The organism is Amycolatopsis sp. NPDC049868, from assembly GCF_044461365.1.
Taxonomy (GTDB): domain Bacteria; phylum Actinomycetota; class Actinomycetes; order Mycobacteriales; family Pseudonocardiaceae; genus Amycolatopsis.
Map to the genome: position 1 here is coordinate 147,389 of NZ_JBITKV010000006.1, position 14,970 is coordinate 162,358.

At 67.4% G+C, this 14,970-nt stretch carries 12 protein-coding genes; 4 read left to right on the forward strand and 8 right to left on the reverse strand.

Annotation, left to right across the window (positions count from 1 at the left end):
- Nucleotides 1–11 precede the first annotated feature (11 nt).
- Both ACIBTM_RS25080 and ACIBTM_RS25085 read left to right on the forward strand, forming a co-directional pair.
- Nucleotides 12–3,746: a glycoside hydrolase family 2 TIM barrel-domain containing protein gene (locus ACIBTM_RS25080; RefSeq protein WP_395879544.1), complete on the forward strand. Its 3,735-nt coding sequence runs from the start codon at nt 12–14 to the stop codon at nt 3,744–3,746.
- Between the two features lie 104 nt (nt 3,747–3,850).
- Entirely contained in the window at nt 3,851–4,255 is a 405-nt protein-coding gene (locus ACIBTM_RS25085) for a hypothetical protein (RefSeq protein ID WP_395879545.1), read from the forward strand.
- On the opposite strand, the gene ACIBTM_RS25090 is transcribed toward ACIBTM_RS25085, so the two are convergent.
- Both ACIBTM_RS25090 and ACIBTM_RS25095 read right to left on the reverse strand, forming a co-directional pair.
- Entirely contained in the window at nt 4,233–4,787 is a 555-nt protein-coding gene (locus ACIBTM_RS25090) for a hypothetical protein (RefSeq protein WP_395879546.1), read from the reverse strand. The genes ACIBTM_RS25085 and ACIBTM_RS25090 overlap by 23 nt on opposite strands.
- Nucleotides 4,788–4,797: 10 nt before the next feature.
- Nucleotides 4,798–5,544 carry a serine/threonine protein kinase gene (locus ACIBTM_RS25095; RefSeq protein WP_395879547.1) on the reverse strand — a complete coding sequence of 249 codons (747 nt, stop codon included), beginning with the start codon at nt 5,542–5,544 and terminating at the stop codon, nt 4,798–4,800.
- A 113-nt stretch (nt 5,545–5,657) separates the two neighbouring features.
- Between ACIBTM_RS25095 and ACIBTM_RS25100 the strand changes: the two genes are divergently transcribed.
- Both ACIBTM_RS25100 and ACIBTM_RS25105 read left to right on the forward strand, forming a co-directional pair.
- Entirely contained in the window at nt 5,658–7,013 is a 1,356-nt protein-coding gene (locus ACIBTM_RS25100; RefSeq protein WP_395879549.1) for an MFS transporter, read from the forward strand.
- Nucleotides 7,014–7,103: 90 nt separating this feature from the next.
- On the forward strand, nt 7,104–8,357 hold the full coding sequence (locus ACIBTM_RS25105) for a DUF222 domain-containing protein (RefSeq protein ID WP_395879551.1): 1,254 nt from the start codon (nt 7,104–7,106) through the stop codon (nt 8,355–8,357).
- 171 nt (nt 8,358–8,528) lie between these two features.
- Here ACIBTM_RS25105 and ACIBTM_RS25110 read toward each other — a convergent pair whose 3' ends face one another.
- The 6 genes from ACIBTM_RS25110 to ACIBTM_RS25135 are packed head-to-tail and all read right to left on the reverse strand — an operon-like array spanning nt 8,529 to nt 14,854.
- Complete coding sequence (locus tag ACIBTM_RS25110; RefSeq protein ID WP_395879552.1) at nt 8,529–9,296, reverse strand: HpcH/HpaI aldolase/citrate lyase family protein; 768 nt, start codon at nt 9,294–9,296, stop codon at nt 8,529–8,531.
- Nucleotides 9,281–10,066, reverse strand: coding sequence for a 2-oxo-hept-4-ene-1,7-dioate hydratase (gene hpaH / locus ACIBTM_RS25115; RefSeq protein ID WP_395879553.1), 786 nt, complete (start codon nt 10,064–10,066; stop codon nt 9,281–9,283). Before hpaH ends, ACIBTM_RS25110 begins: the two co-directional genes overlap by 16 nt.
- A 9-nt stretch (nt 10,067–10,075) precedes the next feature.
- Nucleotides 10,076–11,170: a 3,4-dihydroxyphenylacetate 2,3-dioxygenase gene (gene hpaD, locus ACIBTM_RS25120; RefSeq protein WP_395879554.1), complete on the reverse strand. Its 1,095-nt coding sequence runs from the start codon at nt 11,168–11,170 to the stop codon at nt 10,076–10,078.
- 30 nt (nt 11,171–11,200) lie between these two features.
- Nucleotides 11,201–12,706: a 5-carboxymethyl-2-hydroxymuconate semialdehyde dehydrogenase gene (hpaE, locus tag ACIBTM_RS25125; RefSeq protein WP_395879555.1), complete on the reverse strand. Its 1,506-nt coding sequence runs from the start codon at nt 12,704–12,706 to the stop codon at nt 11,201–11,203.
- Between the two features lie 13 nt (nt 12,707–12,719).
- Nucleotides 12,720–13,391 (reverse strand): GntR family transcriptional regulator, encoded by a 672-nt coding sequence (locus ACIBTM_RS25130; protein ID WP_016334631.1) that lies wholly within the window; start codon nt 13,389–13,391, stop codon nt 12,720–12,722.
- Nucleotides 13,373–14,854: a fumarylacetoacetate hydrolase family protein gene (locus ACIBTM_RS25135; RefSeq protein WP_395879557.1), complete on the reverse strand. Its 1,482-nt coding sequence runs from the start codon at nt 14,852–14,854 to the stop codon at nt 13,373–13,375. The genes ACIBTM_RS25130 and ACIBTM_RS25135 overlap by 19 nt, the downstream gene beginning before the upstream one ends.
- Nucleotides 14,855–14,970 lie beyond the last annotated feature (116 nt).

Consider the following 14,970-nt stretch of genomic DNA (forward strand, 5'->3'; position numbering starts at 1 on the left):
GGTTGAACGCAGTGCTGCGAACACGCCCCATCGTCCTGGTCCTGGCGATGCTCGCCGGGACCCTCGTCGCGGCCGCCACTCCGGCGGCCGCCGACGTCCAGTCCTATCTCGATGATCCGCGAAAAGTCGCCGAAGGACAGGAGCCACCGCACGCTTACCTTCGTCCGTACGCGGACGTCTCCGCCGCGGCCCGCGGCGATGAACGCGGTCCGTACACGACGTCGCTCGACGGCAAATGGCGGATCGCCATGGCGGACAACCCGTCCCAGGTCCCGGCGGGGTTCCACGAGGACGGCTACGACGCGTCACGATGGCGCGAGGTGTCGGTGCCGCACACCTGGCAGACGGACGGTCTGGACCACCCGATCTTCCGCAACATCGCCACCGAGATCCAGCCCGACGACCCGCCGCGCGTCCCCCGTGACGTCAACCCGACCGGCGCCTACGTCCGCGACTTCACCCTGCCCGCCCAATGGTCGGAACGCGAGACCTTCCTGCGCTTCGACGGTGTCACCTCGGCGTACTTCGTCTGGGTGAACGGGAAGTACATCGGCTACGACCAGGGCGGTTACACACCGGCGGAGTTCGACATCTCGTCCGCGCTGCGGCCGGGGCCGAACCGGATCGCCGTGCAGGTGCACCGTTGGAGCGCGGGCGCCTACCTGGAAGACGTCGACCAATGGCGCTATTCGGGCATCTTCCGCTCGGTGACCCTGCATTCGACGCCGCGGACCTTCATCCAGGACGTCGGGCTGACGACCGACCTCGACGCGACCTACACCGACGCCACTCTCAAAGCCGCCGTCGAGGTCGCCACCAAACCCGGCGGAACGGCGGGCAGGCACCGCGTCGGGCTCAGCCTGCGTGACGCGGCGGGCAAGGAGGTCGGGACCGCGAGCGGGGAGGTCGACGCGGGCGGCAAGACCGCGTTGAGCCTGCCCGTCCGGAACCCGGCGAAATGGACCGACGAGACACCGAACCTGTACACGACCGTCCTCACGCTGACCGCGCCCGATGGCCGCGTCACCCATATCACCGGTGAGACGGTCGGGTTCCGCGAAATCGAGATCCGCGACAAGCAGCTGTTGGTCAACGGGAAGAGGGTGCTGTTCAAGGGCGTCAATCGCGCCGAGACCGACCCCGACCACGGCAGGCACGTGCCCCGGCGCGCGCAGGAGCGCGACGTCGCGCTGATGAAACAGCTCAACGTCAACGCGGTCCGCACCTCGCACTACCCGTCGGATCCCTATTTCTACGAACTGGCCGACCGGCACGGGCTCTGGATCGACGACGAGATCGACATCGAGACCCACAACCACGAGAACTGTGCTCGCTATTGCCAGGCGAACGACCCGGCCTGGCGGGACGCGTTCTTCGACCGCATGATCGGCATGGTCGAACGGGACAAGAACCATCCGAGCGTCTTCCTGTGGGACACCGGTAACGAGGCCGGCCTCGGCGCGCATCACTTCGCGCTGGCGGAATGGCTGGACGCGAACGAGCCGAGCCGTCCGATCTACCACCAGTCGAACAGCCCGGACGGTGACGCGCCGTTCGCCGACGTCTGGGGGCCGCGGTATCCGTCGCCGGAGAAGTTCGCCGAGCAGGCAAAGAACACCACGAAACCGCTGATCTTCGGTGAGTACGCGCACGCCATGGGCAACAGCCTCGGCAACTTCCGGGAGTTCTGGGACACGATCCGGGCGAATCCGCAGACCCAGGGCGGATTCATCTGGGACTGGGCGGAACAGAACATCCGGCAGCCGATCCGGCTCACGCCCGATTCGTCGGGTAACGACATCTCGGCGCATATCAGTGGAAAGCCGGATCTGGTCGAAGGGCATCGCGGCAAGGCGCTGGGACTGTCCGGTCTCGACGATTTCGTCGAGGTCTACCGCGACCGGAAACTCGACATCACCGGGAAGGCGCTCACCTTGGACGCCTGGGTGAAACCGGGAAAATGGACCGGTGACTTCCGCATCCTCGGCAAGGGCGACCACCAGTACGCGCTCAAGATGAAGACGCAGGACACGCTGGAGTTCTTCATCCACAGTGGAACGTGGCAGGCGGTCCAGGCGAAGGTGCCCGCCGACTTCTACGGAAACTGGCACCGGGTGAGCGGTACCTACGACGGCGCGGCCCTGCGGCTCTACCTCGACGGCAAGGAGATCGGGAGCAAACCGTTCACGGGTGCGATCGACTCGTCGTCGGCGGAGGTCAACGTCGGCCGCGACTTCGAGACGTCGTGGAACGATCCGTCGACCATCGGCTGGATGGGCCGAGGAGCCGTCGACGACGTCCGCATCTACGACAAGCCGTTGTCCGCCACGGAGTTGTCCGGCGCCGCTCCGGCGGAGGGAGCCGTGCTGGCACTGGACTTCGACAGCGTCACGGACCGGGGGAGTCACCTCTCGTACGGCTCCAGTCTGTCCGGTGTGGACGGTCTGATCGGCTCGGACCGTACGGTGCAGCCGGAAACCGCGCAGATGGCGTGGGCGCATCAGCCACTCCGGTTCGCCTACTCGGGCGGCACGGTTTCGGTGACCAACGAGCGGCAGTTCAAGGGCACCGACGAGCTGAACCTGCGGTGGCGGATCCAGGAAGGCTCACGGGTCGTCACGCACGGGGAACAGCCGTTGCGAGTCGGTGCCGGGTCGACCGGAAGGATCGCGGTGCCGGTGCCGCCGAATCCCGCGGATCGCGAGCGGTTCCTCACCGTCGAAGCGGTGACGACCCAGGGCGAGCCGATGCTCGCTCGAGGACATGTCCTGGCGCACGACCAGTTCTCCCTTGGCGGGAAGCGGGTCCCGGGCCTCGACCGGACGCCGCTCGACGGGAAGTCCGTCGGAGTCGTCGAGGATGCCGCTTCGGTGACCGCGACGGCGGCAGGCGTCACGTACCGGGTCGACAAGACCAGTGGCACGCTGACGTCCATCCGCCACCAGGGCAAGGAACTGCTGAGCGGCGGGCCGAAGCTCGACGCGTGGCGGGCACCGATCAGCAACGAGACCTTCGCCTGGGGCAGGGCCGAAGGCGAGGACTGGCGCAAGGCGGGGCTCGACCGGCTGAAGACCACGGTCACGGGAGTCCGGGTCGAGAAGGACGGCATGCGCGGCGTTCGGGTGATCGTCGACAGCCGGGTCGCGGCATCGGACGTCGCCGGGGCGTGGTTCGACCAGACGATGACCTACGCCGTCGACCGGACCGGGACGCTGAGTCTCGGCAACCGGGTGATTCCGCAGGGGAGTGTGCGCACTCTCCCGTATCTGCCGCGGATCGGTGTCTCGCTGGCGGTGCCGGACCGATATGACCGGTTCGCCTGGTATGGACGGAAAGCCGAGAGCTACGTCGACCGCAAGGACGGGACGCCGATCGGCGTGCAGTCCAGCACGGTGGACGAGCAGTACGTCGAGTATCACCGGCCGCAGGATCACGGCAACCACACCGACAGCCGGTGGGCGCTGCTCACCGACAGCCGGACCGGTGGCCTGCTGGTCGGGGGCGCGAGCGACGTCAGCGTGACCCCGTTCGACGATCTCGACCGGGCGGCGTACCCGTTCCAGTTGCAGCGCAACAAAGGCTGGTTCACGCTGCACGCGAGCCACGCGGTGACCGGGGTCGGGGACACACCCAACCCGGTGCGGGAACGCAGCCAGGTCCAGCCGGACAGCACGTACGAGTACACGCTGTCGCTGCGGCCGTTGACCGCACAGGAAGCGCGGGCGGGGCTGCCGATCGGCGGCTGACCCGCCGGCCTCGTGAGCGGTGAGGACGGTTCCCATCGTCCTTACCGCTCACGAGTTGCGGCCCTCGCTAGTCTTGGATTTCGACTGCGAGGGAGACTGAATTCATGGCGGAATGGGCCGATCTGGTCGCGTTCGTACGGCACGAATATCGGGTGGTGAAGGACGAACCGGACGAAATTCGCATCCGGTTGTCCTACGGTGACGACGACTACGAAGAGCGGGCCCAGACCGTGGTCATCGCGCGGGAGATCTTCGACCGCCGCGAGGACTGGGTGCAGATCGCGACGCCGTTCGCGCGGGTCAGCGAGGTCGACCTGGCGAGCGTGCTGACCGAGATCGGCAACACCATCGTCGTCGGGGGACTGGTGGTCATGGGAGAACACCTGGTGCTGCGCCATTCCCTGCCGTTGGTGAATCTCGACATCAACGAGTTCACCGACCCGCTCGAACTCGTCGCGGGTTCGGCGGAGCTGCTGGAACAGCAATTCACCGGACGCGACGACTACTGATCCCCGCGATCTCCTCGAAGGAGGTCACGCGTTCGCATTCCTTTTCGGTGAGCTTGTCGATCGCTGCCCGGTACGCCTGCGCCTGAGCCGTGCCGGGCAGCTCGCCGCCGAGTAGGAGTGGCAGTCCCAGTTCGAAACCGCAGCGGGCCCGTGCCCCGTAGCGGTGCCGGGCGCGGGCGACCGCGGTGGCGACGCGGAGCCCGTGCTCGGTGCCCGGCGGCGTCGCGGGCCTGTCGATCTCGATGGCCGCGAACCGGAATCCGTCGGCCTGGCCGCATTTCTCGCAGCCGGCGGGACCCGAACCGAGCCGGCTACCGCAGTCGGCGCAGGTCAACCTGTCGTAGGCGGCGTCGACCACCCGCCACTCGAACACGGAAGTGTCGGTGACGACCGATTCGGCGAGGTCGGTTTCCTCCTTCGTCCCGGCGGTGACGCCGTATTCCGCGAGGAACAGCAGCCAGCGGTCTTCGATGCTCGCTTCGACGGCCGCCAAGGCCTCGGCGGGGCGCCCGCCGCGCGGAAGAGCGGTCATGGACAGGATTCTATTTCGCCCGGATCAGGGTGTCGGCGTCGATGCGGAGACGGCCGTCGTAGGGGACGACCGTCAGCTCATGGGTTTCCGTGGGGGAGGGGCGGCCGTCGCGGTAGTGCAAGGTGATCCGGACCCGGACGGTCGTCGCGGAGGTGGCCGACGCGCTGTGCACGTCCACCGCGCTGATCCTGCCCCAATGGGCTTCGTAATCGCTTTGGCCGCGGCGTTGGAGGTTCGGGCCGATCAGTGGCCAGCCCGCCCGGGTGTCCGGCATCAGGCGGTAGTAGGCGGTGACGAACTGGGCGATGTCCTCGTTCGTGGCGGGCTGGGGCGCTGTGGACGTCGTGCTGGTCGTCGTACTGATCGTCGTCGTGCTGGTCGACGGGCTCGGCTCGGCCACGGCGGGAATCGGCGTCCCGGCCGTCTGGAAGGACTTCGCGAAATGGACGCCCACGAAAATGGCCGCCAGCACCGAACCCGAGACCCCGAGGATCAGGAACACCAGCCAGGCGTTGACCTGTGAGTGCCGCACGTTGTAGACGTTCGTCGTGCCGGTGGTCTTCGTGCCGTCGCCGCCGCGGATGAGCACCTGCGAGATACCGCTGATCAGCCCGGTCGCGAGGGTGAACGCGACCACCAGACCCCAGGCCAGGAAGTTGGTCTTGAGGTCGGTCGCGAAATTGATCGCGGTGCCGAGGGCGGCGGCGATGAAGGCGCCGAGCAAGGACCAGAACCATATCGAACCCGCCCGGTTCAAGATCTTCTCCTTTGCCGAAGCCGTCGGCTTGAAACTCGCGAGGCGGGGAGGCCTTGTTACGACGGGGGCCATCCGTGGCCCTATTGTGATCGGCTTACACGGCTGGGGGGCGAATGGCGTCTTCTCGATGGGGTGGCCTGGCGGCTCTGCTGACAGGGTTCTTCGTACTCCTGCTCGACACGACGATCGTCGCCGTGGCGAGCCCGAGCATCCAAGCCGACCTCGGCGGCGACCTCTCCGCGCTGTTCTGGGTGACGGCGGGCTACCTGCTCGCGTTCTCGGTCCCGTTGCTGGTCGCCGGCAGGCTCGGCGATCTCTTCGATCCGAAGCGTGTCTACCTTTTCGGCATGGGAGGCTTCGCCGTCGCCTCCGCGTTGTGCGGGATCGCGCCGTCGATCGGGTGGCTCATCGCCTTCCGGATCCTGCAAGGCCTGGCGGCGGCCGCGATGTCGCCTCAACCGCTCACGCTGATCCGTCGGCTCTTCGCGGACGACGAGAGAGGACGCGCTTTCGGTATCTGGGGCTCGGTGGCGGCCGCCGCCACCCTGCTCGGTCCTGTTCTGGGCGGGCTGCTCACGGCGAGCCTGGATTGGCGCTGGATCTTCTGGGTCAACGTGCCGCTCTGTGTCGCGGCCGTCGTCATGGGCGTTCGCCTGATTCCGGGAAGCCGAGGAGGCATCACTCGTTTCGACCTGCTCGGCGCAATGCTGAGCATGGCCGGTCTGAGCCTTCTCGTCTGGGCTCTGCTGTCCTGGAGCCCGCTCTCGGTGCCCGCCGCGGTCCTCGCTGTTGTCCTCCTGGTCGGTTTTTGGTTTCAAGAACGCAGGCAGGGCGCGGACGCGCTCGCGCCATTGCGCCTCTATCGCTCGTCCGGGTATCTGTCCGCGAGCCTCGCGATGGCGTCGCTCGGTGCGACAGTCCTCGCGATGGCGCTTCCGGCCATGCTCTACATCCAAGAAGTGCGAGGCTTCGGGCCGATCGAAGCCGCGATGGTCCTCGCGCCGGACGCCGTCGTCGCGATCCTGTTGTCACCACCGGCCGGCCGTTGGGTCGACCGGGTGGGCGGGCGCCGGCCGGCGATCCTCGGCATGAGCCTGCTCGCGACGAGCTTGCTGCTCATCGGGCTGGTCGTGGTGCTGAGCCTGAATCCCTGGTGGATCTCCGTGGGCGCCGCGCTGCTCGGTGCCGCCAACGCGATGGCGTGGTCGCCGCTGTCCGCCATCGCGATGGCGTCCGTCGACCCGGATGCCGCGGGTGGCGCCTCGGGTCTGTTCAACACGGTCAGGCAAGTGGGTGCGGTGGCCGGGGTGGCGGTGACCGGTGCGATTCTGGCCGGTCTCGAATCCAGGCCGGGGTTGGGATTCGGCGTGGTGTTCGGGTTTGTGGGGCTCGTTGCCGTTGGTGGGGTTGTGGCGGCGGTTCGGCTTCCGGGGGAAGTGCGGGTAAGCGAGTCGGTTGAGGTTGGCTGATTCAAATCACTCTTCAGTGTTGTTCGCGCGTTTTGATTGTTGCTTAAAATTACGAACACGTGTTCGACTGGATTGCGGTATTATGGAGGTGTGTCCGAGACCTTCCTTCCCGAGTTGCCGCAGGAGCTGTGGCGTGCCGGCAAGCTGGAGCTTGCGCATGGCGTGGAGCAGTCGTTGCAGGTGATTCGGGTGGCGACCGCTTGTTTGGGGCGGTTTCTGGCGGAGATCGAGTCTCGTGGTGCCAAAGACTTGTACGGCTATGGCCGTACGGATAAATGGTTCGCCGATATGGCGGGATTATCGGTGAGTGAGGCGCGGGCGGTGGTGAACCGGGCCCTCGCGTTGAACCCGACACGTGCGTTGGATGGCACGGAGGTTCCACCTGTTGCTCCCGCGACCGCGGCGGTCGCGGCGCAGGGGTTGGTCGGGGACGAACGGATCGATCAGATCCTGGAGATTTTGAAGAACCTTCCGGCCGAGATTTCGGCCGAGGAGCGGGCAGGTGCGGAGCAGATCCTCGCGAACCTTGCCCCGAGTGCCGGTCCGCGGCAGCTCGCTGAGGCCGAGGCGAATCTACTGGGCTTGCTGGATCCGGATGGCAAGGAACCGAAGGATCCTGAGCCGAAGGAGCCGCGCCGCGAGATCACGCTGGAGCGCCGGAAAGACGGGTTCTGGAAACTGACCGGCCTCCTCGATGACGAAACCGGGGCCCGCACCGCCGCTGCGCTGGAAGCGTATGCGAAGCCGCGGCCGGTGGATGAATTCGGGCAAGCGGACCTGCGGATGAAGTGCGAGCGCATGGGCGACGCCTGGGCCGAGCTCCTCGATTTGGCCATCGCCTGCCCGGACCAGCCGGGTACCAGCGGCTACCGGACCTTGGTGCATGTGACCATCGGACTTGAGGAGTTGAAGTCCGGTCTCGGCACTGCCTGCCTGGATTTTGTGGGGACGATGACTGCCCGGGAAGCCCGACTCGCGGCCTGCGACTGCCTGATGTTGCCGGTCGTGATGAGCGCTGCGGGTGAGCCCTTGGATCTGGGACGGCTACGACGGTTCGTCACCCCTGGCCAGCGCCGGGCGTTGAACGTCCGCGACGGGGGTTGTGCCTTCCCCGGGTGTCATCGGAAACCGAAGAACTGCCACGCTCATCATATCGAGCATTGGGCGGACGGGGGTCCGACGGATCTCCGGAACCTGGTGTTGCTCTGTAGCTTCCATCACCGGCTGATTCACCATGGTGATTGGGAAGTACGGATGGCGGCCGATGGGTTACCCGAGTTCATCCCACCCCAATACCGGGACCCGCTCCGACAACCCCGGCGTAACACCCTGCATCACGTCTGAACATCGAGGAGCCCGTCGGCGACGGGCCTCTCGTCATGCCCGGCGGTGGACCGTGTGGATTTTGGGACGTCAGATGTCCCAAAATCCACACAGTCCACCGACCGAGCAGGACCGAAGATCCACTCTTGAGCGAGTTCAGCGTCGAGCAGCCACGGCATCATGCCCAAGAACTCAGGCCTGATGCCGCCGCGCGAGCGCTTCCGAACCTTGGGCGAGCAGCGTGACGTCGGCGCCTACCAGGACGAACGAGGCACCGGCGTCGAGGTAGCGCTGCGCCTGCGCAGGGTCGAACGCGTTGACTCCCACTGGTTTTCCCACAGCGAGGACGGCCTCGAAGGTGCGCAAGACGGCCGCGGTGACATCGGGGTGTGTCTGCTTTCCGAGCAGACCCATCGAGGCGGCCAGATCGGACGGTCCGACGAACACCCCGTCGACGCCGTCGACAGCGGCGATCTCGGCGGCGGCCGCGACCCCCGCCGTCGACTCGATCTGGACGAACAGCGACGTGAACTCCTCGGCCTTCGCGAGGTAGTCCTCGACCCGGTTCCAGCGCGCGGACCGGGAGAGGGCGCTGCCGACACCGCGCACGCCTCGCGGCGGATAGCGGACGGCTCGCACGACGGCCTCCGCCTCCTGCGCGCTGTCGACCATGGGCACCAACAGGTTCTGCGCGCCCAGGTCGAGCAGCTGCTTCAGCGCGACCGGGTCGCCGGACGGAGCGCGCACCATCGGCGTGATCGGATAGGCGGCGATCGTCTGCAGCAACGACTGCACGGTTTCCAGACCGGCGGGGGAGTGCTCGGTGTCGACGAGCAGCCAGTCGAGCCCGGAACCCGCGCAGATCTCGGCGACCACCGGGCTGCCCGACGTGACCCACATGCCGATCCGGGGTTGTTCGGCCAGCTGATCCCGGAACGGCGGGTCTAGACGAAGCGACATGTGATCGCCCCCAGATCGCGGTAGTCGGCGGTCACGGTGTCACCGGGGTGTACCCACATCGGCCGGGTGAAGGACCCGGCCAGCACGATGTCGCCCGGATCGAGTTTGTCACCGTGCTGAGCGAGTTTGTTCGCCAGCCAGGCGACGCCGTTCGCCGGATGGTTCAGCACCGCGGCGGCGACACCGGATTCCTCGATGGTCTCGTTGCGGTACAGCAGCGCCGAAACCCAGCGCAGGTCGACGGCGTCCACGGCGACCGGGTTGCCGCCGTAGACCATCCCGCCCATGGCCGCGTTGTCGCTGATCGTGTCCACGATGGTCCGGCCCGCCATCTCGATGCGCGACGACAGGATCTCCAGCGCGGGCACGACGTACTCGGTCGCCCGCAGCACGTCGAACACCGTGGTGTCCGGTCCGGCGAGGGAATCACGGAGCACGAAGGCCAGCTCGACCTCGATGCGCACGTTCGAGAACCGGCTGTGTTCGATCACGGAACCGTTTTCGAACACCATGTCCGCGAAGATGGCGCCGTAGTCGGGTTCGGTGATCCCGGTCGCGGCCTGCATGACCTTCGAGGTGAGCCCGATCTTGCGGCCGACCGGACGGCGACCGGCCGCGATTCCCCGCCGCCGCCATTCGTTCTGCACGGCGTACGAGTCCTCGACGGTCATGCCCGGATAGCGCGCCGTCAGCAGCGGGATCGTCTCCCGTGCCTCCTCCGCGGCCGCCAGTTCGTCGGCGATCGCGGTGATCGTTTCCTGTTCGAGCATCTCCCCGCCTTATAGCTGGTTGCCGAGTTTGTACTCGCCCTGTTTCCAGGCCGGCAGTTCGCCTTCGTCGTCACCCTTGCGGGTGTAGGAGAAGCCGTCGGCGCCGATGGTGACCTCCAGCTCGCTGTCGTCGGTCCGCGCGACGACCGGCTGCGGTTTGCCGTCGAGATCGAGCACCAGCGAGGCGTCGGTGTACCAGGACGGGACCACCGGCGTGCCCCACCAGTCGCGGCGCTGGTTGTCGTGCACGTCCCAGGTGACGACCGGGTTGTCCGGGTCGCCGGTGTAGTAGTCCTGCGTGTAGATCTCGACACGGTGCCCGTCGGGGTCGCGCAGGTAGAGGTAGAACGCGTTCGACACGCCGTGCCTGCCGGGGCCGCGTTCGATGTGGTCCGACATCCGCAGCGAACCGAGTTTGTCGCAAATGGACAGGATGTTGTGCTTCTCGTGCGTGGCGAAGGCGACGTGGTGCATCCGAGGCCCGTCGCCGCCGGTCATCGCGGTGTCGTGCACGGTGGGCTTGCGGCGCATCCAGGCCGCGTAGGTGGTGCCCTGGTCGTCCTGGATGTCTTCGGTGACGCGGAAGTCGAGGTCTTCCATGTGCTTCACCGCGAGCGGGACATCCGGGGTGACCTGGTTGAAATGGTCGAGCCGCACCAGTGCGCCCGGAACGTGCAGGTCGTAGCGCCAGCTGAGTCTGTCGACGTGCTGGACGTCGTGGAAGAACTCGAGCGGGAAGCCGAGGGGGTCCTGCACCCGCACCGAGTCCCCGATGCCTTTGGTGAACCCGTTCTCGTTCCGCTCGACCCGGCAGCCCAGCTCCGTGTAGAACGCGACGGCCTTGTCCAGGTCCTCCGGCGACCGGACCCGGTACGAGAAGGCGGCGACCGCCGCGACCGGTCCCTGGCGCAGCACGAGGTTGTGGTGGATGAACTCGTCGATCGTGCGGAGACTGATCGTCGTCTCGTCCTCTTCGGTCACCGTCAGGCCGAGGACGTCGGCGTAGAACGCGCGCGAACGCGCCAGATCGGTGACGACGAGTTCCATGTACGCGCAGCGCAGGACGTCCGGGGGCGGCGATTTCGGGGTGGGGATCTGGTTCATGACAGCATCCTTTGTGGACGGGGGACCGGGTCAGCCCTTGCCGAAGGCGGGGTTGTGCACCTCGCCGAGATTGATGTGCACCGCCTGCTGGTCGGTGTAGAAGTCGATCGACCGGTAGCCGCCCTCGTGCCCCAGCCCGGACGCCTTCACCCCGCCGAAGGGTGTGCGCAGATCGCGGACGTTGTTCGAGTTGAGCCACACCATGCCCGCCTCGACGGACTGCGCGAAGTTGTGCGCCCGCTTGAGGTCGTTGGTCCAGACGTAGGCCGCGAGCCCGTACTTCGTGTTGTTCGCCAGCGCCAGTGCTTCGTCTTCACCGTCGAACGGCGTGATCGCGACGACCGGGCCGAAGATCTCCTCCTGGAAGATCCGGGCGTCGGGTTTGACGTCGGCGAACACCGTCGGCGCCACGTAGTTCCCGGTCGGGAAGCCGTCCGGGCGGCCGCCACCGGCGACCAGCCTGCCCTCGGTCTTCCCGATCTCGATGTACTTCATGACCTTGTCGTAGTGCTCGGGGTGCACCAGCGCGCCGACCTCGGTCGCCGGGTCGCTCGGGTCGCCCACCTTGACCCGCTTGGCCTGCGCGGCGTAGCGCTCGACGAACTCGTCGTAGATCGCGCGCTCGACCAGGATCCGGCTGCCCGCGGTGCAGCGCTCGCCGTTGAGCGAGAACACGCCGAAGATCGTCGCGTCGATCGCGGTCTCCAGATCGGCGTCGGCGAAGACGATGGCGGGCGACTTGCCGCCCAGTTCCATCGACAGTCCTTTGAGGAACGGCGCCGCGTTCCCGAAGATCAGGCTGCCGGTGCCGCTCTCACCGGTGAACGAGATCAGCGGGACGTCCGGGTGCTTCACGAGCGCGTCGCCGGCGTCCTCACCGAAGCCGTTGACGAGGTTGAAAACGCCCGACGGCAGCCCGGCCTCCTCGAAGATCTCCGCCCACAGCGACGCGGAAAGCGGGGTGAACTCCGCGGGCTTGAGCACGACGGTGTTGCCGGTCGCCAGCGCGGGCGCGAGTTTCCACGACTCCAGCATGAACGGCGTGTTCCACGGCGTGATCAGCCCGGCGACACCGATCGGCTTGCGGTTGACGTAGTTCACCTGGCGGCCGGGGACCTTGTAGGTGTCGTCGGCCTGCGCGACGATCAGGTCGGCGAAGAACCGGAAGTTCTCCGCTGCCCGGCGTGCCTGGCCCAGCGCCTGCGAAATCGGCAGGCCGGAGTCGAAACTCTCCAGCGCGGCCAGCCGCTTGTCCCGCGACTCGACGAGATCGGCGATGCGGTTCAGCACACGCGAGCGCTCGCGCGGCAGCAGCTTCGGCCAGGGCCCCTCGGTGAACGCCTTCCGCGCGGCGGCGACGGCGCGGTCGATATCGGCCTTCTTTCCCGCGGCGGCCTGGACGTAGACGTCGTTGGTCACCGGGTCGAGCACGTCGAAGACGGCGCCGTCGGCCGAATCGACGAGTTCGCCGCCGATGTAGTGCCGGATCCGCTCCGGGACACCGTCCGGGATCGGCCGGGGAGTCGTGCTGGTCAAGATTCCTCCTCAGTCAGCGCTTGGCGCGCTCTCGAGCGTCCAGAAAGGCCTGCATGGTGGCCCAGCGGTGATTGCGCGCGGCGAATTCGATGTCGAGCGGGTCGGCTTTCTCGGAGATAAGCCTGAGGATCTCTTCGTGTTCCTCGACCGACCGGTGCGCGCGGTCGGGGACGAACGCGAACGTGGAGTCGCGCAGCCCGGACAGCCGGGTCCAGCCCTGGTGCACGAGGTCGAGGATCTGCGGGTTGGGGCAGCATTCGAAGAGCAGCGAGTGGAACTGCTGGTTCAGCGCGGTGAACTCGTGCGCGTCGAAGTGGTCCAGCAGGGCGATCATGCGCTCGTTCACCCGCCGCGCCCGCGCGATGTTCTCTTCGGACAGCTGCGGCGCGGACAGTGCGGTGGCGACGCCTTCGACGACGCCGAGGGTCTGCATCGCGTGGACGTACTCGTTCTGGTCCACCATCGCCACGCGCGCGCCGACGTTGCGTTCGAAGGTCACCAGCCGTTCGGCTTCCAGTCGCCGGATCGCCTCGCGCACCGGGACGACGCTCATGTCGAGCGCGCCGGCGATCTCGGCGAGCACCAGCCGGTAGCCGGGTCCGTACTCGTGCCGGGCGATCCGCTCACGCAGCCACTCGTAGGCGAGTTCGGATTTGCTGGTCGTCTTCACTGCTTCTTCTGCCATGCCTCATACCTTTCCCGCCACAACGGGTTCAGCGGGAAGAGCCCCTCGATCGGGCGGCCCTGTCCGATCTGCTCGGCGATCCAGGAGTCTTCGTCCTCCTGGACCAGCGCCGCGTCGGCGATCTCTTCGGCCAGTGACGGCGGGATGACGACCACGCCGTCGTCGTCGCCGACGATGATGTCGCCGGGCAGCACGGTGGCCCCGCCGCAGGCGACCGCGACGTCGGTGTCCCACGGCACGTGCTTGCGGCCGAGGACCGCCGGATGCGGGCCCTGCGAGAACACCGGGAGCCCGGTCGCGGCGACGGCGTCGAAGTCGCGGACCCCGCCGTCGGTGATCACCCCGGCGGCGCCGAGGTAGCGCGCCCGCAACGCCAGGATGTCGCCGAGCGTTCCGGACCCCTTGTCACCACGTGCTTCGATCACGATCACCTCGCCGGCGCCGACCGAGTCGAAGAGGCGCTTCTGTGCGTTGTAGCCGCCGCCGTGGGATTTGAAGAGGTCCTCGCGGTTCGGGACGAAACGGAGCGTCCGTGCCGTGCCGACGACCTTCGAGCCGGGCAGGTTGGGGCGCACGCCGTCGATCGCGACGTTGTTCAGCCCGCGTTTGCGCAGCTGGGCGGACAAACCCGCGACGGGCGCGCGAAGGAGCTTGGCACGCAGTTCCTCGCTGAGCGCGGGAGAGTCCTCTTCGGCCGCTTCGGCGGGAGTTCCCCAAGCTTCGGCGCGCTGCTTGTCGTCGACCTCGGGCAGGCTGCCGATGTCCGAAAAGGACCGGATCCCCTGGGAAACCGTGGTGTGGAGCCGTCCGCTGCTGGCGGAGGTGCCGGGAACGTCCACTTCGACCACGACGACGTCGCCGGGGGAGACCACGGTCGATCCGGCCGGGGTCCCGGTGAGGATGACGTCGCCCGGTTCGAGCGTGAAGTGCTGGGAGAGATCGGAAACGAACTGCCGCAAGGGGAACAGCAGCCCGGCCGTGGTGTCCTCCTGCACCAGGTCGCCGTTCACCCAGGTGCGGACGCGCAGCGACGAAGGGTCGACGTCGCGCGCGTCGATGAGGCCGGGGCCGAGCGGGGTGTAGCCGTCGCCGCCCTTGGACCGGACGTTGGAGCCCTTGTCCGCGGTGCGCAGGTCGTAGAGGCCGAAGTCGTTCGCGGCGGTGATCGCGGCGACGTGGTCCCACGCCTGGTCCGGCTTGACCCATCGGGCCGCGGTGCCGATGACCAGCGCGATCTCGCCTTCGAAGGCCAGCAGTTCGGTCCCCGCCGGACGTTCGACCGTGCCGCCGGACGTGCCGATCGAACTCGACGGCTTGAAGAAGTACGACGGGTTCGCCGGACGCCGTCCGCGCTGCTCCGCGCGGGACGCGTAGCTGAGATGGACGGCGATGATCTTGCCCGGCCGGATGTCCAGCGGGCCGGACGCGCGGCCGGAAGGCGCTGGTGCCTCGTAAGTGCCCATGTTCCCCTGAATTCTCGACCCTTGCTTCGTATCTAATAACGTATATGATTCCGTGCCACAGTGGCAAGGCGGCCATCGAGTGGCCTTCGCCTCGCCCGGGATCCCTGCGGGCCGCC